Source organism: Campylobacter concisus (assembly GCF_002913765.1).
Lineage (GTDB): Bacteria > Campylobacterota > Campylobacteria > Campylobacterales > Campylobacteraceae > Campylobacter_A > Campylobacter_A concisus_BB.
Window position 1 is genome coordinate 139170 of sequence record NZ_PPCH01000017.1, and the last position, 23259, is coordinate 162428.

24 protein-coding genes and 1 pseudogene are annotated in these 23259 nt (G+C 41.1%); 15 read left to right on the forward strand and 10 right to left on the reverse strand.

Annotated features, from left to right (window positions below; genetic code table 11):
- Positions 1-73 precede the first annotated feature (73 nt).
- The 5 genes from CYO89_RS05300 to CYO89_RS05320 are packed head-to-tail and all read left to right on the forward strand — an operon-like array spanning position 74 to position 5917.
- On the forward strand, positions 74-1480 hold the full coding sequence (locus CYO89_RS05300; protein ID WP_258032532.1) for a CHAD domain-containing protein: 1407 nt from the start codon (positions 74-76) through the stop codon (positions 1478-1480).
- Between the two features lie 13 nt (positions 1481-1493).
- Entirely contained in the window at positions 1494-2216 is a 723-nt protein-coding gene (gene ubiE, locus CYO89_RS05305) for a bifunctional demethylmenaquinone methyltransferase/2-methoxy-6-polyprenyl-1,4-benzoquinol methylase UbiE (protein WP_103597397.1), read from the forward strand.
- On the forward strand, positions 2209-3375 hold the full coding sequence (gene xseA, locus CYO89_RS05310) for an exodeoxyribonuclease VII large subunit (protein WP_103597399.1): 1167 nt from the start codon (positions 2209-2211) through the stop codon (positions 3373-3375). The genes ubiE and xseA overlap by 8 nt, the downstream gene beginning before the upstream one ends.
- A 2-nt stretch (positions 3376-3377) precedes the next feature.
- Complete coding sequence (serC, locus tag CYO89_RS05315) at positions 3378-4457, forward strand: phosphoserine transaminase (protein ID WP_103597401.1); 1080 nt, start codon at positions 3378-3380, stop codon at positions 4455-4457.
- Entirely contained in the window at positions 4457-5917 is a 1461-nt protein-coding gene (locus CYO89_RS05320; protein WP_103597402.1) for a class I SAM-dependent methyltransferase, read from the forward strand. Before serC ends, CYO89_RS05320 begins: the two co-directional genes overlap by 1 nt.
- Positions 5918-5946: 29 nt before the next feature.
- Here CYO89_RS05320 and CYO89_RS05325 read toward each other — a convergent pair whose 3' ends face one another.
- Positions 5947-6687 carry a sulfite exporter TauE/SafE family protein gene (locus tag CYO89_RS05325; RefSeq protein WP_103597404.1) on the reverse strand — a complete coding sequence of 247 codons (741 nt, stop codon included), beginning with the start codon at positions 6685-6687 and terminating at the stop codon, positions 5947-5949.
- A 144-nt stretch (positions 6688-6831) separates the two neighbouring features.
- Between CYO89_RS05325 and CYO89_RS05330 the strand changes: the two genes are divergently transcribed.
- Together CYO89_RS05330 and CYO89_RS05335 are read left to right on the forward strand one after the other, a co-directional pair.
- Positions 6832-8103, forward strand: a complete 1272-nt coding sequence (locus CYO89_RS05330; RefSeq protein WP_103597405.1) for an anthranilate synthase component I family protein — start codon at positions 6832-6834, stop codon at positions 8101-8103.
- Between the two features lie 242 nt (positions 8104-8345).
- Positions 8346-8588, forward strand: a complete 243-nt coding sequence (locus tag CYO89_RS05335) for a phosphatidylserine decarboxylase (RefSeq protein ID WP_430516209.1) — start codon at positions 8346-8348, stop codon at positions 8586-8588.
- A gap of 337 nt (positions 8589-8925) precedes the next feature.
- Here the strand turns inward: CYO89_RS05335 and ychF are convergent, their stop codons facing one another.
- From ychF to rpiB, 6 genes are read right to left on the reverse strand one after another with little or no spacing between them, the layout of a single operon-like run.
- Positions 8926-10029, reverse strand: a complete 1104-nt coding sequence (ychF, locus tag CYO89_RS05340; protein WP_009294641.1) for a redox-regulated ATPase YchF — start codon at positions 10027-10029, stop codon at positions 8926-8928.
- Positions 10029-11480: a leucyl aminopeptidase gene (locus CYO89_RS05345; RefSeq protein ID WP_103597407.1), complete on the reverse strand. Its 1452-nt coding sequence runs from the start codon at positions 11478-11480 to the stop codon at positions 10029-10031. The genes ychF and CYO89_RS05345 overlap by 1 nt, the downstream gene beginning before the upstream one ends.
- A complete protein-coding gene (locus tag CYO89_RS05350; protein ID WP_012001446.1) occupies positions 11461-12066 on the reverse strand; it encodes a DedA family protein in 606 nt (201 codons plus the stop codon). Before CYO89_RS05350 ends, CYO89_RS05345 begins: the two co-directional genes overlap by 20 nt.
- A gap of 1 nt (position 12067) precedes the next feature.
- Entirely contained in the window at positions 12068-12616 is a 549-nt protein-coding gene (gene apt, locus CYO89_RS05355) for an adenine phosphoribosyltransferase (RefSeq protein ID WP_103597409.1), read from the reverse strand.
- A 20-nt stretch (positions 12617-12636) separates the two neighbouring features.
- The gene (locus CYO89_RS05360; RefSeq protein WP_002939538.1) at positions 12637-12969 is read right to left on the reverse strand and encodes a hypothetical protein; all 333 of its coding nucleotides are present in this window, start codon (positions 12967-12969) and stop codon (positions 12637-12639) included.
- Entirely contained in the window at positions 12966-13409 is a 444-nt protein-coding gene (gene rpiB / locus CYO89_RS05365) for a ribose 5-phosphate isomerase B (protein WP_021086444.1), read from the reverse strand. The genes CYO89_RS05360 and rpiB overlap by 4 nt, the downstream gene beginning before the upstream one ends.
- A 109-nt stretch (positions 13410-13518) precedes the next feature.
- On the opposite strand from rpiB, the gene CYO89_RS05370 reads away from it, so the two are divergent.
- Positions 13519-14904 carry a DUF4139 domain-containing protein gene (locus CYO89_RS05370; RefSeq protein ID WP_103597411.1) on the forward strand — a complete coding sequence of 462 codons (1386 nt, stop codon included), beginning with the start codon at positions 13519-13521 and terminating at the stop codon, positions 14902-14904.
- 18 nt (positions 14905-14922) lie between these two features.
- Here CYO89_RS05370 and CYO89_RS05375 read toward each other — a convergent pair whose 3' ends face one another.
- Genes CYO89_RS05375 through folD form a run of 3 tightly spaced genes read right to left on the reverse strand, consistent with a single transcriptional unit; the run spans position 14923 to position 17327 of the window.
- Complete coding sequence (locus CYO89_RS05375; RefSeq protein WP_103597413.1) at positions 14923-15579, reverse strand: site-2 protease family protein; 657 nt, start codon at positions 15577-15579, stop codon at positions 14923-14925.
- Entirely contained in the window at positions 15566-16471 is a 906-nt protein-coding gene (lepB, locus tag CYO89_RS05380) for a signal peptidase I (RefSeq protein WP_103597415.1), read from the reverse strand. The genes CYO89_RS05375 and lepB overlap by 14 nt, the downstream gene beginning before the upstream one ends.
- Before the next feature lie 4 nt (positions 16472-16475).
- A complete protein-coding gene (gene folD / locus CYO89_RS05385; protein ID WP_103597416.1) occupies positions 16476-17327 on the reverse strand; it encodes a bifunctional methylenetetrahydrofolate dehydrogenase/methenyltetrahydrofolate cyclohydrolase FolD in 852 nt (283 codons plus the stop codon).
- Positions 17328-17410: 83 nt separating this feature from the next.
- Here folD and CYO89_RS10365 point away from each other — a divergent pair.
- The 7 genes and pseudogenes from CYO89_RS10365 to CYO89_RS05420 all read left to right on the forward strand — a co-directional run.
- Positions 17411-17746: pseudogene (locus tag CYO89_RS10365) on the forward strand (c-type cytochrome); the annotation flags it as partial.
- 272 nt (positions 17747-18018) lie between these two features.
- Positions 18019-19302, forward strand: a complete 1284-nt coding sequence (gene hemL / locus CYO89_RS05395; protein WP_103597420.1) for a glutamate-1-semialdehyde 2,1-aminomutase — start codon at positions 18019-18021, stop codon at positions 19300-19302.
- Positions 19302-19583, forward strand: a complete 282-nt coding sequence (locus tag CYO89_RS05400; RefSeq protein WP_012001455.1) for an AtpZ/AtpI family protein — start codon at positions 19302-19304, stop codon at positions 19581-19583. The genes hemL and CYO89_RS05400 overlap by 1 nt, the downstream gene beginning before the upstream one ends.
- Positions 19567-20085: a hypothetical protein gene (locus tag CYO89_RS05405; RefSeq protein ID WP_258032533.1), complete on the forward strand. Its 519-nt coding sequence runs from the start codon at positions 19567-19569 to the stop codon at positions 20083-20085. The genes CYO89_RS05400 and CYO89_RS05405 overlap by 17 nt, the downstream gene beginning before the upstream one ends.
- Positions 20075-21319, forward strand: coding sequence for an MFS transporter (locus CYO89_RS05410; protein WP_103597423.1), 1245 nt, complete (start codon positions 20075-20077; stop codon positions 21317-21319). Before CYO89_RS05405 ends, CYO89_RS05410 begins: the two co-directional genes overlap by 11 nt.
- A gap of 3 nt (positions 21320-21322) precedes the next feature.
- The gene (locus tag CYO89_RS05415) at positions 21323-22969 is read left to right on the forward strand and encodes a flagellar hook-length control protein FliK (protein WP_103597425.1); all 1647 of its coding nucleotides are present in this window, start codon (positions 21323-21325) and stop codon (positions 22967-22969) included.
- Positions 22966-23232 (forward strand): FlhB-like flagellar biosynthesis protein, encoded by a 267-nt coding sequence (locus CYO89_RS05420; RefSeq protein WP_223227339.1) that lies wholly within the window; start codon positions 22966-22968, stop codon positions 23230-23232. The genes CYO89_RS05415 and CYO89_RS05420 overlap by 4 nt, the downstream gene beginning before the upstream one ends.
- The last annotated feature ends 27 nt before the right edge of the window (positions 23233-23259 follow it).

The window sequence follows — 23259 nt, forward strand, 5'->3', positions numbered from 1 at the left end:
CCTGAAATTAGCTTTTTTCTCATTATTTTAAGCACTAACTCGCTAAAATAAACAAAAAATTTCGGAGAAAAATGTGGGTTTGGAGATAGAGCGTAAATTTTTACTCAAAAATTCTCAAATTCTAGATTTTCTAAAAGAGGCTGGGCTAGTTTTTAAGCACCTTGAAATTTCTCAGTTTTACACCAAGATCACGCAAAATGAAGAGATCCGCTTCAGAAGTGAAGAGGGCAAATTTATAAAAACGATCAAGGTTGGCAAAGATCTTATAAGAGAAGAAAATGAGGAATTTTGCGAAAAGACGGAGTTTAAAAAGGCTCTAAAAAACCGCATCGGACGCGTAATCACAAAAGATAGATACATTTTTCGGCTAAATAATAACCCTTGTAACATCGACGTTTTTAAAGACGGCTTAAATGGACTTTGCACATTTGAGATAGAATTTGCTGATGAAAACGAGGCTGTATATTTTAAACTGCCAGCTTTTTTGGAGCAGTTTTGTAAGGCCGATGTCACCTGCGATAAAAGATATAAAAATAAATTTCTTGCCATTCACGCAAACGAAAATGAACAAATCGACTACAAAAGAGCCTACAGTGTCTTTAAAAACAAAGAAATTTCGCCAAATTTTGCTGCAAATTTAAAGAGCGGTGAGGCTCTTAGAGCTTTGTTTTTAAGCATCTTTAAAGAGATAAAGAGGCTAAAGAGCGACTATCTGCAAGATCACGATGAAGAAATTTTGCACAACCTGCGAGTAAATTTAAGAAAAGTTAGGTCACTACTTAAAATTTTTAACGGCGTCTTTGATGAAAAAGTGACGCTCTTTTTTGGAGAGAATTTTAAAATTTTGGCAAACTCAACCAACAAAAAGCGAGACCTCGACATATTTCTAGACTTTTTAAGCGAGCAAAAGCATGCAAATGAGCTAATTTACTTTGTGCAAAAGGCTTTAAATTTAGAGTATGAAAACGTTAAAAGCTATCTTAGCGATGAGGAAAACTACGCCTTTTTAAAAGAGTGGGAGATATTTTTAAACGAGGGCGAGTTTTATAGATCAAAGCTCTTTGACGTTAGCCTTTCGCGTCTTGGCTCGTTTAAACTTAGAACGCTTCTAGTTTTGGCACAAAAGAGGCTAAAAAGCCTAGATCAAGACTGCCCAAATGAGAGCTTTCACAAGATCAGGATCGAGCTTAAAAAGGTGAGATACACTTACGAGTTTTTGAGTGAGATTTTTTATTTTGACGGGCTTAAAAAGTATGAAGAGCGGCTAAAAGATATGCAAGAGATCTTTGGTGCGCTTCAAGACTATGACGTCTGGCTTGGCATCTTAGAGCGCTTACCAGAGGCTGCTAGTAAAGAAAAACTAGAGAGTAAAATCTACAAACAAATTTACAAAACCAGAGAAGAGATACTAAAAAAACGGCTTAAATTTATAAAAGCAACTCGCAAAATCTCGCGAAATTTAAAAATTTACTACATATAAAGGTCTAAAATTTATGCAAAAACAAGAAAAAATAGTTGATATGTTTAATCAGATCGCTCCGACTTACGACGTCGCAAACAGGGTGCTAAGCCTTGGCGTGGACGTGAGCTGGAGGAAATTTGCCTGCAGGTATATGCTAGAAATTTTTAAAAATAAAAGCATAAATATTGTGGATGTGGCTTGCGGCACTGGCGATATGATGGGGCTTTGGAGCGAAATTTCAAAAGAATTTGGCGTAGAGGTGAAAAGCCTAACTGGCATCGACCCATCAAGCGGCATGCTAAAAGAGGCTAGGGCGAAATTTCCAAATTTTAAATTTATAGAAGCCTACGCTGATAATACAACGCTTGCAAGCGGTGAGGCTCAAATTTTAAGCATAAGCTACGGCATAAGAAACGTGGTCGAGCGAAAGGCTGCGCTTAGGGAGTTTAATAGGGTCCTAGCTGATGGTGGCTACGTAGTCGTATTAGAGTTTACCAAACGCCAGAAAAAGGGCTTTATAACTGTGCTAAGAGATTTTTACCTAAGTAAAATTTTACCAAGTATCGGCGGCTTTATCTCGAAAAACAAAGAGGCATACGAGTATCTGCCAAGCTCGATAGAAAATTTCCTCGATGCAAAGAGTTTTTGCGACGAGCTTGTGGAGGCTGGCTTTGAGATAGAGCTTTGCAAGGGCTTTAGCATGGATATCTCGACGCTATTTATCGCCAAAAAGGTCAAAGAGATCAATGCTTAGCGTATCTGAGCTAAACGAAAAAGCAAAGGCACTGCTTGAGGCAACCCTTGACTACGTCGAGGTAAGTGGCGAAATTTCACGCCTAACAAAGCACGCTTCTGGGCACTGGTACTTCACGCTAAAGGACGAAAAGTCAAGCATCTCCGCTGTGATGTATCGTATGAATAACCAAAAGGTAAAATTCTTGCCAAAAGAGGGCTTGAAGGTCAAAATTTATGGCAAAGTGACCATTTATTCGCCAAGTGGGTCGTATCAGCTGGTGGCTAGTGCTATGCTGCCTGATGGCGAGGGCGAGCTTGAGCTTGCGTTTAGACAGCTTAAAGAAAAGCTCGAAAACGAGGGACTTTTTGACATCGGCGCAAAAAAAGAGATACCAAATTTACCTAAAAAAATAGCCCTTGTCACAAGCGCCACTTCAGCCGCACTTCAGGATATGCTAAAGGTGGTAAAGAGCCGCTGGAAGCTAAGTGAAATTTATATATTTGACGCGCTAACTCAGGGCGAAAATGCCCCAAGCTCGCTCATAAAAGCCTTACGCAGAGCCGATAAATACGGCGTTGATGTGATCGTTTTGGCTAGAGGAGGTGGCAGCAAAGAGGATCTTTGGTGCTTTAACGACGAGGGTCTAGCGCGTGAAATTTACGCTACAAAAACGCCAGTCATAAGCGCTATCGGACATGAGATCGACTATGTTATAAGCGACTTTGTAGCAGACCGCAGATCGCTTACGCCAAGTGCAGCCATGCTTGATCTTTTGCCTGATGAAGAGGCGTTTTTTCAGTATCTTGACAGACTCAGCGACGATCTTGATAGTGCCTTAAATTTAAAGATCACAAAGAAGCAAAATTTATTAAATTTACTACTTTCTAAATTTTCATCAAACGCTCTAAAAGCTAGGATCAAGCTAAAATTTAGCGAGGTGGCAAACAAGCAAAATGCCCTAACTAACGCCGTGCAAAGAAAGATCTTGCTTCTTAGCTCAGCTCTTGGCTCGCTTGAGAAGGCTTATGAGATGAGGGAGCTCTTTTTTGAGAGCACTAAGGGGCTTATAGAGGTTAGAAAAGATGGCAAGAGAGCTGATCTTAGGGATTTAAATTTGAATGATGAGATCGAGCTTATCTCGCAAAATACACATAAAAAAGCAATTATCAAGGAGTAAAAATGAGTAGAAAAATCAACTTTAGCGCAGGCCCAAGCGTGATACCGCTAGACGTTTTAGAGCACGCAAAAGCCGAATTTACCGACTACAGAGGCGAGGGCTACTCGATCATGGAGATCAGCCACAGAAGCAAGACCTTTGAGGAGATCCACTTTGGCGCGATGGAGAAGATAAGAAAGCTTTACGGCATCGGCGATGAGTATGAAATTTTATTTTTGCAAGGCGGCGCACACTTGCAATTTAGCATGATACCGATGAATTTATATCAAGGTGGCAGGGCTGAATATGCAAACACTGGCGTTTGGACAAACAAAGCGATCAAAGAGGCAAAAGTGCTTGGCGTAAATGTAGATGTCGTCGCAAGCAGCGAGGATGAAAATTTCTCTTACATCCCTGAGTTTAAATTTAGCGATGACGCCGACTACGCCTACATCTGCTCAAACAACACGATTTACGGCACGCAGTATAAGGCTATGCCAAAGACCAAATCGCCCCTTGTTGTCGATGCTTCGAGTGATTTTTTCGCTAGACCGCTTGATTTTAGCAGTATCGGCTTGCTTTATGGTGGCGCTCAGAAAAATGCGGGCCCAAGCGGCGTGACTATCGTTATTTTAAGAAAAGACCTAGTTGATCGCGTGAGCAGCCAAAACGTCCCTATGTTTTTGCGCTATAAAACGCACGTAGAGGCAAACTCGCTCTATAACACACCGCCAACTTTTGGAATTTATCTTTTAAATTTAACCATGCAGCACCTGCTAGATCTTGGCGGGCTTGCCGAGGTTGAGAAGATAAACGCCAAAAAAGCAAGCACGCTTTATAGCATCATAGACAGCTCAAATGGCTTTTACGTGGGTCACGCCAAAAAATCAAGCAGGTCAGATATGAACGTGAGCTTTACGATACCAAAAGATCATGCGCTTGAGCCAGTTTTCGTCGAAGAGGCGCTAAAAGAGGGTATGTTAGGGCTAAAAGGTCACAGACATCTTGGCGGCATAAGAGCCTCTATCTACAACGCCGTTAGCCAAAGCGACGTTGATAAACTTGGCGAGTTTATGAGAGAATTTGCCAGAAAGCACGGCTGATGAACAAGGCAAAAAAAGCTTACGACGAAATTCCTTATTTCTCAGCTGCATTTAGTGACTGCTCGCCCGTTAGGATAGAGGCGGTGGCTAAATTTCTTGGGCTAAAGGCGGCAAATTTAAAAGATGCCAGAGTGCTTGAGCTTGGCTCATCGTATGGTGGCAACATCTTGCCATTTGCAGCTTCTCACAAAGAGGCAAAGGTCGTTGGCATCGACATCTCAAGCCACCAAGTAGAAGAGGGCAACAAGATCGCAAAGAAGATGAAATTAGAAAATTTCACCCTTCTTGAGCGTGACTTTTTGCACATGAATGAGCACGATATCAAGGAGCTTGGCGAGTTTGACTACATCATCGCCCACGGCGTTTATAGCTGGGTGAGCCCAAACGTAAGAGACGCGCTACTTGCAACGATAAAGGCGCTACTTAGCAAAGATGGCATCGCCTACGTCTCTTATAACACCTACCCAGGTTGGAAGAGCCTTGATATCTTAAGGGATTTCATGCTCTTTGCGAGCGCAAACAGGGGCGATAAAGAGTCGCTACCTCACGTCAAAGAGGAGTTAAATTTTTTGCAGGATTATTTGAAATTTAGCCTGCAAAACCAAAGCGACGTCGTCTATAAAGACAGCATGAAGCTACTTTTAACGCAGCTAAATTTCTTACAAGGCATCATCGCAAAGGGTAGTGATTATTACATTTTGCATGACTTTTTGGAGGCGAGCAACGAGCCAACTTATTTTCATAAATTTGCCAAGCACATCGATAAACACGGGCTTTGCTACGTCATAGACGCCTCTCTAAACGATATCTTTGCAAGCTCGACTGGGATCTACCGCTTTGACGCGCACATCGAGCAAAGCTACAACACCCGCATCAAAAAAGAGCAGCTAAACGACTTTTTGTTTAATAGATCTTTTAGAAAGAGCCTCATTGCGCACAAAGAAAGGCTTGGTGGCGCTGATGACTTTGATGCGGTGCTTGGAGAGAGCGAGCTTGATAGGGTTTATTTTGCATATTTTAGTGAGCAGCCAAGGACAAAAACGCAAGAAATTTTAAGCAAAGCCTATCCGCAAAGTCTAAATTTAAGTGAAGTAAAGGCCGCACTTGGAGAGAGCGAGGGTGAAGCCTTTATGGGGCTACTTGAAATTTTAAATGATCAAAACACTAAATTTTCATCCTCAAAGCTTGCAGCACTTGCTTATGAGCCTAAAAAAACTAGGCTAAAGCCTAGAGCTGCAGCCTATCTTGGGTATTTTTTGGAGACAAGCTCGCCAGTTATATCTTTAGCAAATGAGCTAAATGGCAAGCTAAACTTAAGCGTTGAAGAGATCAAAGCTGCATTGAAATTTGACGGCAAAGCCAGCCTTAAAGAGATCGCAAAGGGCGTAAATTTAAGCGAAGATGAGCTAAAAGAGCTTGCTTTTAAACTAAGTGAAGCTTACTTTTTCGAAGAAATTTAAAAAAGAGCGTGGCAAATTTAGCCATGCTCTTACTCAAAAAACATATCTTTTAATATCAAACATATCATCGCTATGTAAAAGACCAAAAACCATTTTTTAAGTGTTTTTTTGTCGGTATTTTGCGTCTTTTTGGTGCCAAAGTATGCGCCTATTAGCGAGCCAAGACCTAAAAATGTGCCCTCAGCGTATGAGATGTGACCATTTAGTGAGAGTGAGATGAAGCCAGCAATGGCTGCAAACATAACGAAAAACACGCCCATAGAAACGGCTTTTTTAAGCTCATAACGCAAAAAGCCAACCAAGATAGGAGCGATAAAGACGCCTCCACCGATGCCGATGCTAATGGCAAAAACGCCAACAAAAACGCCAACTAAAAATAGCAAAAAGAGCGAATTATTCGCATTTGAGCCGTCGCTGTTTGGCGAAAAGTATAGTTTTACAAGCGAAAAGACAAATGTCGCAAGTAGCATAGACTCAAGTAAGAGTGCTGGCGCGTGCGATACGATGATGCCACTAAAGCTAGCTCCAACCAAGCCTCCAAGCCCCAAAAAGACGCCGCGATTTAGCTTCAAAAGCCCAGCTTTGTAGTTTAGATACGAGCCAAATGTCGCACTAAAGATCATCTGCATGACGCTTATGCCAATGGCAGTTTTGACGCCATATCCAAAGGCGACCATGATAGGAACGACGACCGTGCCGCCACCGATGCCAAAAAACCCGGCGATGTAACCAACGCCGATACCGATTATAAATAGTTCTACAAAAAGCATTTTTTCTCCCTTGACTGGTGCAAATTTTAGCCAAGGGGCTCTTAAAAAAATAGTAAAAAAGGCGTAAATTTAAAAATTTAGCCAAAATTCTAAAAAGTAAAAGCGAAAATTTTTTATAATCAATAAAAATTTAAAAGGAAAAATATGCTCTTAGAACAACCACTTTTTTATTACGAAGCGATCAGAGAAAAATTTAAAAATAGCTACCTTGCTGAAGACAAGACACAGACGATAATCGGCATCGACTGCGAATATATCGACGAAAAGGATATGGACTTTTACGGACTTAGAAGCTACTTTGATACTAATCGTAACAGATCGCTTGCACCTTTTGCTGGGCTTTTTGGCGTCTTTGCTTATGATGGCGTGAGATACTTTGAGTATATCGGCGAAGAGAAGGCTAAAAAGTATGAGTTTCCAAAATTTATCTACGCCGATGCTAAAGCATATCTGCACTTTGATAAGATGAGTAAAATTTACACTTTTTATGGAGATAAAGAGAGGTATTATGACTTTTTGCTAAATTTAAAGGCAGAGCATAAGGGCGAAAAAGAGTGTGAATTTAGCATAAAAACTGATCTTAGTAGTGAAAAGAAACACTTTGAAGATATGGTTGAAGTGGCAAAAGAATACATAAGAAGTGGCGACGTCTTTCAAGTGGTGCTTGGCGAGCTACTTGAAATTTCAACGAATATGAGCAGCTTGGACTTTTACAAAAAGCTAGCCACCGCAAATCCAAGCCCATATATGTTTCATTTTCCTACGCCTTATGGCGATGTGGTTGGCTCGTCGCCTGAGCTTGTTTTTGAGATGAAAAGTGAGCAAATTTTTGTAGCACCGATCGCTGGCACAAGACCAAGAGGTGGCGATGCAAACGCTGACTTGGCGCTTGAAAATGAGCTATTAAGTGATGAAAAGGAGCTCGCTGAACATAAGATGCTAATCGACCTTGCCAGAAATGACATCGGCAGGGTCTCAGAGCCAAAGAGTGTGGCGGTAAAAAATGCGATGCATATCCAGAAATTTGAAAAAGTGATGCACATCGTGAGCGACGTCTATGGCAAGTGCGCTAGGGAGCTTAACCTTTTTGACGTGTTAGCTAGCATCTTCCCAGCTGGCACGTTAAGCGGTGCGCCAAAGATCAGAGCGATGCAGATAATCAATGAGCTTGAAATTTTTGAGCGAAATATCTATGGCGGGGGCATTGGATTTTTGCATTTTAGTGGCGACGCTCAGGTGGCGATCCTTATCCGCTCAGCCATCTTTGTGCCAGCTAAAAACGGCTTTAGTGACGTATATATCGGAGCTGGAGCTGGCATAGTCTATGACTCAAAGAGCGAAAAAGAGTATGCTGAAATTTGCCACAAACGAGCCAGCGTGGTAAATGTCTTTAAAAACAGCGCAAAAGAGGTTTAAATTTACAAAGTAGGAGTTTTTATGCCAGGGCAAAATTTAATCTAATCCTAGCTGTAACGATTTTTGTTTTTATATGTGCATGCTTTATGGTGCATAAGGATTATAAAAAGAATTTGCAAAAAGATAAATAATTAAATTTGTAAGGCGGTAAATCAACCTGCAAAAACAAATTTGTATTATTTGGCTTTAAAAAGAATAACTAATGCCAATATAAATTTAGCCTATCTAACGACCTTATTTTTGTGGGCGCGCTAAACGCTAGCAAGATGAGATTTTGTTTTGATGAGCACATCCAAATAAATGTGGTGGCAAATTTCACACAAATTTATGAGTATGAAAATTTACACATCAAAAAGGGCGAGCGTCTTGGAAATTTCGAGCTTGGCTCAACCATTGTCATGCTTGGCGAAAAAGATGCGAACAAATTTAACCTCTTTGAAAACAAAGAGTTTAAATTTGCTGAAGCGATCAGACTTATAAGATAAATATGCTAAGCATATGAGTAAATTTTTATATATTCATTACAATATGAGTTATAGTATTCAAAATATTATATGTATGAAGGCTTGTAAAAGAAGATGAGCGCATTATTTTATCTACCAAAATTTCTCTAGGGTTAAGATTTAATTGGCTCATCTGTAAGCTGTTATTTGTTTTACTAAGTCGATAGCTTTTACATCATTTAAATATATTAATAAGATATAAGATTACGACTTATCGTATTTTTTAAAACTTGTTATAAAAAATTTAAATTTGCCTTGCAACCCAAGGGTTAAATATTTTTATGAAAATTTTAGCTATTTAGCCCAAAAAGGGCTAAATTTAGACATTAAATCTAAAGTGCATAACATCGCCATCTTGCACGACGTAGTCTTTGCCCTCAAGTCTCATCTTACCAGCCTCTTTGGCTCCGTTTTCGCCGCCATGTGCGATGTAGTCATCATAGCTTATCACTTCAGCTCTGATAAAGCCTCTCTCAAAGTCGTTGTGGATGACGCTTGCTGCTTTTGGCGCTTTCCAGCCATTTGTGATCGTCCAAGCCCTTACTTCCACGACGCCAGCGGTGAAATAGCTTATCAAATTTAGCTTTGCAAAAGACGTTTTGATGATCTTTTCAAGGCCGCTCTCACTCGTACCAAGAGATGCCAAAAACTCATGCGCCTCTTCGTCGCTTAGACCTATTAGCTCCTCTTCAACCTTGGCGCAAAGCTTGATCACCTCGTGGTCTGAGGCCTTAGCATACTCTTTTAGCGCTTTTACAAATTTATTATCTTCGCTAAGTCCTTCTTCATCAACATTTGCGCCATAAACTACCTCTTTTGCACTTAGAAGTCTTAGCTCTTTGTTAAGTGCCAAAAATGCCTCGCTATCTCTTTGCTCAAAGCTACTTGCGCTTTTGCCATCATTTAGGTGAGCAAGAAGCAAATTTGCTATCTCAAGCGCCTCTTTTGCGCCTTTTGCGTTTGCTTTCGCCTCTCTTGTGAGCTTTTCTATCTTTTTATTTAGCTGCTCGATGTCAGCTAGTATCAGCTCGGTTTGGATGATCTCGATGTCTCTTACTGGATCGACGCTACCCTCGACATGGGTGATATTTTCATCCTCAAAGCAGCGAACTATGTGTAAGATAAGCTCGGTTTCTCTGATGTTTGATAAAAATTTATTGCCAAGTCCCTCGCCAGAGCTAGCCCCTTTTACAAGGCCTGCGATATCTACGAATTCGATGGTTGAGTATTGAATTTTATTTGGACTAACTATCTTTGCAAGCTCGTTTAGGCGCTTATCAGGCACTGGCACGATGGCTTTGTTTGGCTCGATAGTGCAAAACGGATAGTTCGCACTTTCGGCGTTTTGTGCCTTTGTAAGTGCGTTAAATGTCGTTGATTTGCCCACATTTGGCAGGCCTACTATTCCAACTGAAAGTCCCATCAATTCTCCTTGCTAAGTGCTTGTAAAAAGTATAAATTCATCCTCACGCCAGCCCCGCTCGCACCTGCTTGGTTGTATCCCCAAGCCTTTTCGCGGTATGCTGGACCTGCGATATCAAGGTGTAGCCACTTGTCTTTATACTCATCTTTGATAAATTTAGCTAGAAACATACCAGCTGTGATCGCGCCGCCATATCTGCTTGAGGCGCAGTTACTAACGTCTGCGATCTGGCTTTTGATAAGCTCGCTAAGATAAGGGTTAAAATCAAGCGTAGTCGCTAGCTCACCGCTATCTTTTATCTTGTTTTTAAACTCATTTTTTAGGCTCTCGCTGTTGCCCATGATGCCTGTCGTGTATTCTCCAAGCCCCACGACGCAAGCGCCAGTTAAGGTTGCCATGTCGATTAAGATGTCTGGCTTAAAGTCTTGTGCATAGCTTAGGCAATCAGCCAAGACCAAACGTCCCTCTGCGTCGGTGTTTCTAACCTCTATGCTAATTCCACTTCTTGAAATAAGCACATCATCTGGCTTATAGGCGTTGCCACCGATCATATTTTCGGTTGCGCCTAAAATGGCGTGAATTTCAAATGGTAAATTTAGCTCCGCTGCACCTTTTATGATGCCAAGAGCTGCTGCTGCGCCGCTTTTGTCTGATTTCATAGTGAGCATATAATCAGCAGGCTTTAAGCTAAGGCCACCGCTATCGTATGTTAGGCCTTTGCCGACAAAAATGATGCGTTTTTTAGACTTTTTAGGCTTATAGGTTAGGTGGATGAGCCTTGGTTTATGCACGCTTGCGCGATTTACCGCCAAAAATGCGTTCATATTCTCTTTAGCTAGAAATTTCTCGTCATAGACCTCGCACTTTATGCTGGCGATGTTTTTGGCTAAATTTAAAGCGTCTTGCGCCATCTTTTGCGGTGTGTAAATTTCTGGGATTTCATTTACGATATCTTTTGTGAAATTTGTAGCACTTGCTATTATCTCCGCCTCTTTAAAGCCCTCATTTGCAGCCTTTAGATCGACCTTTTTGCCAGCAAATTCTTCAGTTGAAAAGATGATCTCTTTTAGGGTGTATTTATCTTTTTTCTCTTTATATTTGTTAAATTCGTAGCTTCCAAGTAAAAAGCCCTCAGCTAGCGCTTCAAAGCTTAGTTTTTGGCACTGCGCTACGTAAGAAGCTAGCTTTATGCTCTTAATATTTAACGATTTTAGTGCGTTATAAGCTTTAGCGGCTGCAACTCTAAGCTCGTCAAGATCAAGCTTAGAAAGTGGCACGTAAGCCCTTTTTGCTTCGCTTAGGATGAGGACGCTATCGCCTTTGTAATTGTTAAATTTAATAGCCTCTTTATCGCCTATAAATTTATGTTTTAACTCCTTATCCACTACGAAAATTAGTTCAATATCAGCTTTTATATCTTTTAATTTCTTATCAACTATTTGAAACTGCATGTCTTCTATCTCTCCTTTCGTTTAAAATTTTATTTTCGATGCGCTTAAATGTATAGATCAAAAGCCCCATAAATATGGCAACCACTGGGATAGCGACATACCAGTGCTCTTTTGCCTTTTGAAGCAGCACCAATATATGCTTGCCAAGTATCCAAGCAGGTATGGTGGTGATCGCCGCCCAGCACCAAGCGCTGATCAAATTTATAAAGGCGTATTTTTTAGCATCATAGCCAGTAAGTCCTATGCAAAGCGGTATGATGACACGAAAGCCATACATATAGCGTTGTAAAAAGATGATCGGCCAGCCGTATTTTTTCAGCATTATGTGCGCCACTGCAAATTTTCTCCGCTGCGTGTGAAGCCTTTTTGCGATGTATTTTTTATTGTAACGGCCAAGGTAGAAGTAAATTTGATCTCCCACAAAGCCTCCAAGTCCAGCCACAAAGATAGCAAGCGCGATGTGCATGTGCGTGGTGTGCGCGAGAATTCCAGCCATTATTAAGGCCATCTCGCCTTCCATGATACACCAGACAAAAAGTATGATGTAGCCGTACTCTTTAAGCAGTTCTATAAAAAACTCTTCCATTCTAAACCTCTAAAACGCTGTAAATTTTAGTAAGCGACTTTAGCTTTTCGCTACCTTTTAGATCGACTAGATCTATGAGAAAGCACGCTTCTACGCAGGTTGCGTTAGTTTGATTGATAAGCTCAACTGAAGCTTTTGCAGTGCCTCCAGTGGCTATGAGATCGTCCATCAAAAGCACTCTAGCGCCTGCTTTTTCTCCAAAAGCATCGATGTGAATTTGCACTTCATCGACGCCGTATTCTAGGCTATACTTTTGAGAAAGCGTGATAAAAGGTAGTTTTTTTGGCTTGCGAATAGGCACAAAAGGTAGCCTTAGTCTTGCTGCAAGCGCCGCGCCAAAGATAAAGCCTCGTGACTCTATGCCAGCGATGTAATCAATCTTTGCGTCCTCATATCTAGCCACCAAATGATCTATCAAAAAGTTAAATGCCTCTTTGTTGTTTAGTAGCGTCGTGATGTCGCGAAAGACTATGCCAGGCTTTGGAAAGTCGTTTATGCAGCGAATAGAGTTTAGTAAAAATTCTTTGCCTTCTTGATCTAAAATTTTCATAAATTTCCTTAAATTTGATGTTAAAGTAGCGCTTCGATCTTGCCTTCAAGCTCACGAATTCGTTGTCTTAGCTTGTCGTTTTCTAAGCGGTACTGGGAATTTCTTGTGCGAAGTGAGGTTACGTCGTTTTTAGTTTTGTTTAGCTCGTCTGTCAAGATGTCGATGTTGCCTAGACTTCGTTGAAGTTGGATCTGAAATTTTCTTATGACGACCTCGGTGTCTTGGAGGTTATTTTTCATAAAATCTTTTGTCGCACGCTCTTTTTTTAGAAGCGTTTTGAAGTAAAAAACCATGACGGTTAGGTAGATCGCAGCACAAACAAGAGCGGTAAAAACGATCCACTCGCCTATCATTTGCCTGCCTCAAGCTCTATTTTTTTGACTCTTCTTTCGTGTCTGCCGCCTGCAAACTCAGTCTTTAAAAAGGCTTCAACCGCCGAGATAGCCACGCCTGCGCCAATAACCCTTGCGCCAAAAGCGATTACGTTTGCGTCGTTGTGCTCTCTTGCAAGTCTAGCGGTAAATTCGTCGTGACAAAGGGCGCATCTTACGTTTTCGTGCCTGTTTGCAGCTATTGATATACCTATGCCAGTGCCACAAACTAGCACGCCGTAGCAGTTAGGCTCAAGCTTGCTCGCCAGCAAATGCGCATAATCAGGGTAATCAACGCTATTTTTATCGTTTGTGCCAAGATCAACTACTTCGTATCCAAGCCCTTTAATAGCCTCTTTAAGCTCGTTTTTTAGCTCAAAACCAGCGTGATCGCTAGCTAAGAAAACTTTGTCTATCTTCATGAAAAGTCCGTTAAATTTTTTGTTGATTATAGTCAAAGTTGCATTAAAATAAAATTTTACTCTCAGCCAAAATGAAGCTATAATTTACCAAAAATTTAAAGGAGAAAATGTGAAAAAAGCGCTCTTTTTAGTGGCTTCTATGCTAGCCTTTGCAAATGAAAATCTAATAGAGATCTACACAGATCAAACCATCATCACTCAAAAATTTAGTGACGCAAATAGCTCTTTTAGCGCCTTTGTGCCAGAGGGTGTGCAGAGTGAGAGCATCACGATAAATGGGGATTGTGACGCGAATGCTTATCTAAAAAAGATCAGCGAAGAAAATAGCCCAAGTTACATAAAATGGAAGCAAGAAGTTGCAAATTTAAGTAGCAAGCTTGAGGCGCTAAATGCAAGAGGTAGGTTTATAGAGCAGGCTTTAGTAGAAGGAAACAAAAGTAACGATGTGACAAAAAGAGCTGATGAGTTTTATAAATTTAGCCTAGAAAATATCGAGAAAATTTCAGCTGCTAAAAGTGAGCTTGAAGCGCTTAAAGAAAACGAGCCAAAAAGCGAGATGGCTGGGTTTTTGCAGCTTGATGTGAAATTTGCTTGCAGTCCAAAAGAGGCAACGCTTTCATACGTGGATGATGAGGCTCCAAAGACGCTAAATGAAATTTATGCAGATACAAAAAACAAAAATATCTTGATAAAACAAGAAATTTTACTCACCAACCCTTTTGCCAGTGAAGTTAAAAATTTAAAGCTCGCTATCTATCCGACTAGGTATCAAAAAGCGCTTGCTCCAAGTAAATTTTACCCTTGGTACGAGGAGAGCGAGATGGAGGCTGATGGTTACGGCGCTTCAAAAAATATGCTAAGAGCTGCGAAAGTCGCTGCTGAGGTCGCTGACATGCGTGTGCAAAGAGATGAGAATGAGTTTGCCAAAATTTGGAAGATAGATGGGATAAATTTAGCAAAAGGTGAGAGCAAATATATAACTTACGACACTCAAAAAATGGATGCAAATTTTAGCGTTTTTGCTGATTTTTACGGCTCACTAAAGGCATATAACATAGCTAGCTTTAAGCTAAATGATGATCTAACGCCAGCTAAAACGCAGTTTTACGTTAATAGTGTGAGTGTTGGCAGTCCAAGCGAGTTTGAGATGAAAGCTAAAGATGAGCCCTCTGAGCTATTTTTGGGACAAAACGAGCTAATTGAGCTTAAAAAAGAGCGCTTAAATAAATTTAAAAAGAGCTCGCTTCTTGGCAAAGAGCGAATAAGCGAAGAGGGCTATGAGATAAGTGTCAAAAACAACTCAAGCAAGAGCGTCGATGTCACCTTGGTCGATCGCGTGCCAGTATCTGCCGACGAGGCGGTAAAGGTCGAGATAAAGGGCTTTGATAAAAAAGATATCAGCAAAGATGGCAAGGTAGAGCTTAAATTTAGCCTTGCACCAAAAGAGGAATTTAAAAAAGAGTACTCTTATAAGATCACAAAGCCAAAAATTTAGAGCAAATTTGCTCTAAATTTAGCCGTTTATAAAGGCGCTTGCGATATCTAAAACGTATCTTGTCGGATAAAAGATAGTATTTTTTAAAGGCGAAATGAGGATGATGATAAGGATGACAAATCCATATCTTGAGATACCCTCAAGCTTTTCTGCTAGTGCGTGAAAGCCAAAATTTCTAAGCGCATACTCGAGCGCGTGAAAGCCGTCAAGTGGTGGGATCGGATAGAGGTTAAAGATGGCTAACATCAAATTTAAAAGCGCAAGCGTAAATAAAAACTGAAGTAAAATTTCAAAGGTTTCTATATTTAGCAAAGCCTTTAGCACAAAAAGCGATAAGATGCCTAGGATGATGTTGTAACAAATACCAGCTAGACTTACGTAGATAGCTGCCTTGTATCCGCCATTTCGCACGACTGTGTAGGTATTTACAGGCACTGGTTTTGCCCAGCCAAACATCATGCCAGTGCTTAGATAAAGCACCAGTGGCACGATGATAGTGCCAACAAGATCGATGTGTTTTATCGGATTTATGCTAAGTCTGCCAAGGCTTTTTGCGGTGTTGTCGCCAAATTTATAAGCGACATATCCGTGAGCGATCTCGTGGCCGACGATGGCGATTATTAAAGAGAGGACGATAGTGGCGACTTTTATGGGGTCAAAATTAGTGAAGTCCATCAACTTCTCCCTCTTTTAAAGCTTGTTTTGTAAAAAACTCATCGTTTTCTATCGTATCTACAAAGCGTCCGATACGCTCCCAGCGCACATTGTAGTTGCTGTCCCAGCTAAAATATATAAACCAAGGCTGTCCAACTATATCTTTGTAAGCCACGCTTCCCCAAAAACGGCTATCGTTTGAGTGGTCGCGGTTGTCGCCTATCATAAAGTACTCATCTTTTGGCACTTTGACGTAAAAAGCGTTAAAGTTGAAATTTGGATTTTGCGGTAGTGAGCTAATGAGCGCTGGCTTCATAAAAACGTTTGATTTGTTTGTATTTAGCATGAAAACCATCTGCTCAAATAAATTTACATTTTCGTCGTAATGGATGCCGCTAAATCTATATGGCTCTTTTATGAAAAGCTTGCCATCAAGTTCGGCTATATCGCTACACGAGTAGCCAAATTTACTCTCTTTGCCGTTTAAATTCTCTCGGCAGTTTGCCTTTATAAAGCTATCTCCCTCTTTTGGGCGTAGATAGAGGGCTTTTTCGGTAAAAACGATCTCGTCCTCGCTGGTTGCAAAGCAGCGCTTTACAAAGTGAGTTTTCTCATCGTTTGGATAGCGAAATACGACTATATCGCCTCTTGCAGGACCATCGCCTGTGATGAGATGCCCATTGCCATTTAGCTCAGGTAAAATTTTCATCTCAAGCCATGGAATTCTTGGTGTTGGTATGCCATAAACATACTTTTTAGCAAATAAAAAATCCCCAACCAAAAGCGTGTTTTTCATCGAACCAGACGGGATCACAAAGGCTTGAGCTACAAAGAAAATGACAAGCAAAACGATGATAACCGTGCCTGTCCAGCTCGAGCAAAAGTCATAAAATTTAGTAAAAGCTCTCTTCATTATCTCACTCTTTAATTTTTTTTGCCTGTGCAGCAAGGATTGTGTTGTTTAAAAGCATGGCTATGGTCATCGGGCCAACGCCGCCAGGAACAGGCGTGATGTATGAGCATTTTGGTGCGACCTCGTCAAAATCCACATCGCCCACAAGCCTGCCATCATCAAGTCTGTTTATACCCACATCAACGACTACTGCGCCATCTTTTACCATGTCAGCCTTTAAGAAAAATGGCTTGCCAATGGCTGCAACAATGAGGTCAGCATTTTTGCAAATTTCTTTTAAATTTTTAGTCTTGCTGTGTGTCACTGTAACCGTTGCAGAGGCATTTAGAAGTAAATTTGCCATAGGTTTGCCAACGATGTTGCTTCTGCCGATCACCACTGCATTTAGCCCAGCTACATCTATGCCATACTCTTTTAAAATCTCCATCACGCCAAGCGGTGTGCAAGGCACAAAGCCATCAAGTCCGCTAACAAGTTTGCCAACATTTACAGCATGAAAACCATCTACATCTTTTCGTGGATCGATCGCTGCGAGCACGACGTTTGTATCGATGTGCTTTGGTAGTGGCAGCTGAACCAAGATGCCATGGATGCTATCGTCTAAATTTAGCACGTTTATAAGTGCAAGAAGCTCGTTTTGGGTTGTATTTTCGCTTAGACGGTGAGCTACGCTTTTTATGCCGTATTCGTTGCAGGCTTTCTCTTTGGCTCTAACGTATGTTTGAGATGCCTTATCTTCGCCGACCAAGACGACGGCTAAGGTTGGCTCGATACCAAATTTCTTTAGCTCATCAGCTCTTACTTTTACGCTTTCTTTGACCTTTAAAGATACGGCTTTTCCGTCTAAAATTTTCATATTCGATCCTTACTTAAAAGCTTTTTTAATCACAAGGGTGGTATCATACCTAAAAATAAATTAAATTTTTAAAAGAGAGGTTTATGAGGTCTGTTTTTTTGATTTTGCTATTTTGCGTGGCGATTTTTGGAGCTGATTTTATCACAAAGACCGAGTACGCCAAGATGCTCTACCTAAATCCGCGTGGCATAGGCTGTGATAAATGTCACGGCGCAAAGGGCGAGGGCAGCCTAATCTCTAAATACAAGCACTTTGACAAAAAGGCAAACAAAACGGTCGATGATGAGCTTAGAGCGCCAAAGATAAATGATATAGATTTTGAAAGCTTTAAAGCAGCTCTTACAAAGCCAAAAGGCGTCATGCCAAGCTACTTTTTGACAGACGAGGAGACGACCATCCTTTATGAATACATCACAAATCAGATGAAACCTCCTGCAAAAGCGGCAAAAGTAGCACCAAAAAATTTAGCTAAGCCAGCCACGCCTGCTACTATGCAAAAACAGCCAGAGCAACCTGCTAAAGCTGCCCCAAACGCACAAACTGCAGAGCCAGCCAAGAGCGCTCCTGTAAAGCCAGCTGATCCTGCAAAGCCAGCTAACACCCAGACACCAAAGTCACCAGCAAAACCAGTAACAAATCAAAAAGATAATCAAAAGACAAATTTAAAAACACAAAATCAAAAGGATAAAAAATGACAAATAAAGAGGCATTTAGCGAAGCTAAAAAATATATCCCAGGCGGCGTAAACTCACCTGTTCGTGCATTTGGTAGCGTTGGAGGCGAGCCTGTGATGATAGATCATGCTAGGGGTGCTTATCTATACGACGTCGAGGGCAAAAAATACCTTGACTTCATCCAAAGCTGGGGTCCGCTCATCTTTGGTCACTGCGACAAAGACATAGAAGAAGCGATCATATCTGCTGTAAAACAAGGCGTCTCTTACGGCGCTCCCTCTCCAAAAGAGACCGCTCTAGCAAAGCTAATATGCGATGAGTTTAAACAAATAGATAAAATTCGCTTCGTTAGCTCTGGCACTGAGGCTACCATGAGTGCTATTAGAGTGGCTAGAGGATATGCTAAAAAAGACGGACTTATCAAATTTGAGGGCTGCTACCACGGACACAGCGACGCACTTCTTATCAAAGCAGGAAGTGGCGCTACGACATACGGCAACGCTTCAAGCGGCGGCGTGCCACAAGACGTTGTGAAAAATACATTTTTAGCTATCTACAACGATATAGAGAGCGTAAAAGCCATCTTTGAAAACAATAAAGACAAGATAGGCGTCGTCATAATCGAGCCTATCGCTGGAAATATGGGGCTTGTGCCAGCTGATAAGAAATTCTTACGTGAGCTTAGAGCGCTTTGCGATAAATTTGGTGCAGTGCTTATACTTGATGAAGTTATGAGCGGTTTTAGAGCTTCTCGCCTTGGCTCATATCCATTTCATGAAGTAGATGCCGATCTTGTCACATTTGGCAAGGTTATAGGTGGAGGCATGAACGTCGCTGCATTTGGCGGTAAGGCTAAGATCATGGACTGCTTAAGCCCTGAGGGTGCAGTATATCAAGCAGGCACGCTAAGTGGCAACCCAGTGGCGATGAGCGCTGGTATAGCGGCTATTTCAAAGATAAATAGCGACGTAAATTTATACGCTAGACTTGAAAAACTAGCGAAAAGACTAATGGAGGGCTTCAAAGAGGCAGCAAAAAGTGCTGGCATCACCATCCAAACCGAGGTTCGTGGCTCTATGTTTGGCTACTTTTTTACAGACCATGCAGTAAAAAACTACGACGATGCGCTAAAGAGTGACACAAAACTCTTTGCTAAATTTCACCAAGCGATGCTTAGACGCGGAATTTATCTTGCACCTAGCCAGTTTGAGACTGGATTTATCTGCGATGCGATGAGTGAAGCTGATATCGATCTAGCGGTAAATGCAGCTAAAGAGGCATTTTTGGAGATAAAAGCTTAATGGCAAAATTTAAGATAAAAGATATCGTAGCAGGGGCTGAGCAGCTAAGTCTTGGCGTTTCAATCGTAGTTGCGATCTTGCTTGGCACTGGGCTAGGATATCTTGTAAAAAAGGCTACAAATTTCACGCCAGCGCTTTGGATAGGCTTTGCTATTGGCATCGCAGCTGCTATTTTAAATGTCTATAAAGCCTATAAAGCGCAGGTTAAAAGCCTAGATGAGCTAAAGGACGAGACTAGATATAAAGGCTACACAAAAGACGATGATGACGAGGACGATTAGCAGGCTTTTTATTTGCTACTTTGCGCTTTGGCTAGCTCTTAGCGTGGTTGGCAAATTTATATCAAATCAATTTTTTATAAGCTCGCAAATTTCATTTTTTGCCTCGCTTATCATCCTAACAGCTAGCTTTTTTGCCTATAAAAACCGCATAAACTCGAGGCTAGAAAATGCAAGAGAGGAAATTTTAGCCAAGATAGAAGAAGAGGATGAAGAAGATGATGAAATTTTGCCCCAAAATGAGGCAAAAGAGTTTAGCCTAAAAGATGAAAAAGCAAGGCTAAAAAAGCAGAAATTTTCATTTAAAGATAAAAGCTTTGCAGCAGCCTTTATGCCTTATCGCTTGGTTGCGTATGCGATGCTTTTTTTTGGATTTATATTTTTAAAAAATGAAAATTTACTAAACGTGCCTGGCTTTTTAGTGGGGCTTGCTCCGATGCCCATTGGAGCTTTTATCTTTGGGATAATGCAAAATAATTTGAGAAAGGACGCAGATGGCAAGTAGCTTTAGGATCATTCGCTCGATGGGACCGCTATTTTTAGGCATGAGCCTACTTTTTATAGGCAATGGCCTAGTCATCGCATCTTGTAGTGCGCTTCTTAAACAAAATGGCGTAGGCGAGCTTGCGATTGGACTAATTAACACTGGATTTTTCATAGGAGCGTTAATTAGCACGATCACAGCGCACAGGGTCATCTCAACCACCGGCCACATCAGAGCTTTTGCTATCTTTTCAGCTATCTTTGCAGTCTCAGCCATGCTTCACGCCATAAGTGAAAATTTGATCTTTTGGGCGATTTTGCGAGCCTTTTTGGGATATTGCTACTACGCACTTTTGATGGTTATAGAAAGCTGGCTAAACGCTAAGATCCCAAACAAGATAAGATCGCGCGTCATCGCCTTTTACGAGTGCGTTTTCTACACGAGCTTTGGACTTGGAATTTTGATCTTAGCGCTTGATCTTAGTGCATTTGAAATTTTCATCATCAGTGCAGCCTTTATCATGCTCTCAAGCATACCTTTAAATTTAATCCGCATAAACCAACCTCAAATTCCGCAGCGCCAACCCATAAACATCCCAAAAATTTTTGGTATCGTCCCACTAGCCCTTGTGGGAGCGCTTGTTGCAGGACTTGCGATAAATGGCTTTTTTTCTATGGCAAGCCTCTTTGTCTTGCTTCAAGGATATAGCGCAAAAGAGGCGTCATTTTTTATGACTATAGCGATGGCTGGGGGCTTTTTGGCTCAAACATTTATCGGAGGCTTTTCAGATAAATATGGCAGACGCCCAGCGCTCTTGCTTTGTAGCGTTGTATCTTTAATCAGTGCGGTTTTATTTTTGCTAAATGGCTCAAATTTGATAGTTCAGTACGTCCTCTCATTTTTCTTTGGTGGCGGCATTTTTTGTACATACGGACTTTCGCTCGCTAGGGCAAATGACGAGATCACAGACAAGACAAAGAGCGTCCAAGTGGCACGCGCGCTGCTTTTTAGCTACTCTTTTGCCTCGCTTTTCTCGCCACTTCTTATGAGCTATGCGATGAAAATTTTTGGTTCATTTGGCTTCATCTATGTCTATTTGGTGCTTTATGTTGGGCTCATCTTGTTTGCGCTAACGCAAAAGACCATACCGCAGCACATGAGAAAAGAGTACAACGACAGGCTTGTTGCAAGGACGGCTGGCATCGCGACTATTCAGCAAAATGGCAATTTTGCCGATAGAGAAAATAAAAAGTAGAAAATGGACGTAGTAAATTCTCTAAATATATCAAACACCTCGGTTCAAACTGGGCAAAATGCCGCCCAAAATGCGCCTGTTCGTAAAAATGAAGGCCCGCTTTTTAAAAATCAGCCAGCTGGGACGCCAAGTGAGCAGACCATCTCAAATGCTCTTGATAACGTTGGTAAGCTAGTTGCAAGGGTGCTTGATGATCTAAAAAGCGCTTCAAGCCTTAGCAAAGCTGAGCAAATTTTATCTCAGGCAAAAGACACTAAGATCGCTCCAAATTTAGCTAGCGAGCTCTCAGACCTTGCCAAAAGCCTAGAGGCAGAAGCTGCGCAAAATGAAAACCCTGAGATAAAGAGCCTTGCTCTAAAACTAAAAGAATTTCTAAAGCCAATCGCTGACCTTAAAGCTGGCTCGCTAAATGATCAGATCAAAAACTCAGGCGTCATGCTTGAAGCAAATTTAAAAGATGCACTTACCCCAGAGAAGCTGCCAAGCTCTATACAAAAGCTACTAAGCGATATAAAAAATCTCTCAAATCAAAATTTACTTAGTCAAATTTTAACCCTAAATGATGAGAGCTTGGATAATCAAAACTCATTTATGAAGCTTACTTCTATGCTTGAAAAAGCGAGCGGTGATGCTAAAAACATCCTTGATAACTCGAGCGTAAAAACGCTTTTAAAAGATGTGGATAAGCTTGATAATGTGGCTAAATTTCTAGATAAAAACTTCTCAAAAGAGCAAAACGCAGACGCGGTTAAAAATCAGACCAGTAAGATGGAGAATTTCATCTCAAATTTAAGTGAGAAGGTGGCAAATTTAGCTAGCGAAAAACTAAATCAAAACTTTGGCTTTACACAAAATCACAAAGAGCTAAAAGCTATCCTTGAGAGCCTAAAAAACGATCTAAAAATGCTAAATAACATAGGCGATGAGGCAGGACTTGTAAAGGCGTTTAACGAGGTTAGCGACGTCTCAAAAGAGGGCAGCTTACAAGATAAGCTCCAAAGTGCAGCAAGACGCCTAGCTCACAGCCTAAGCCTAGCAGACCCAGAAGCAAGCACAGCTAAAAGCGAGCTATCTGAGAGCAAGGCACTTTTAAAGCAGCTAAAACTAGCCACAAATGATATAAATAACATCACGACAAAGAGCCAGAGTGAAATTTCAAAGGTGCTAAATCAAGATGTAAAAAGCACGCTTTTAAACATAAGCGAAAAGAGCCAAAATGCCCAAACAGTCAATGCTGCAAACAAGATGATCTCTCAAATCGAGATGCACCAGATGGTATCAAGCTTGCAAGGAGGCATACAAACTTATATGCCTTATATCTGGGACGGCGTTGAGGGCGGAAATGTCGCATTTAAGCAGGGCAAAAAGGATAAATTTTATGCCCAGATCGATCTAAATTTTAAGAAATTTGGCCAGATAAACGTGATGGTTGGACTTGTGGATAAACGCTATATCGATCTATCGGTGGCAACGCAGACAAATGAGTTTAAAGAGCTTATCTTAGGAAATTCAAGCGAGCTAAAGCAAGCGATCTCAAAGCTTGGACTAATCGTTTCAAATTTTAACATCAAAACCTTGCCAAAGGTGAAGTTAAACGATAGATTTAAAAATTTTGGTGGCCTTGATGTGGGCTTTGATAAGAAAATTTGATGCAAGTAAATAAGAAAAAAGCCGTCGCCCTTGGCTACAATAGATCGCAAGATAACGCTCCAAAGGTGCTTGCAAGCGGTGCTGGCGAGATAGCAAATAAGATAATAAGCCTTGCAAAAGAGCATGACATACCGATCAAAGAGGATCCTGATCTCATTGAAATTTTAAGCAAGGTCGAGGTCGATCAAGAGATACCGCCAAATTTATATAAGGCGGTGGCTGAGATATTTAGCTTTTTATATAAGATCACAAATAAAAAGTAAATATTGCACTTTAATAGTGCTATAATC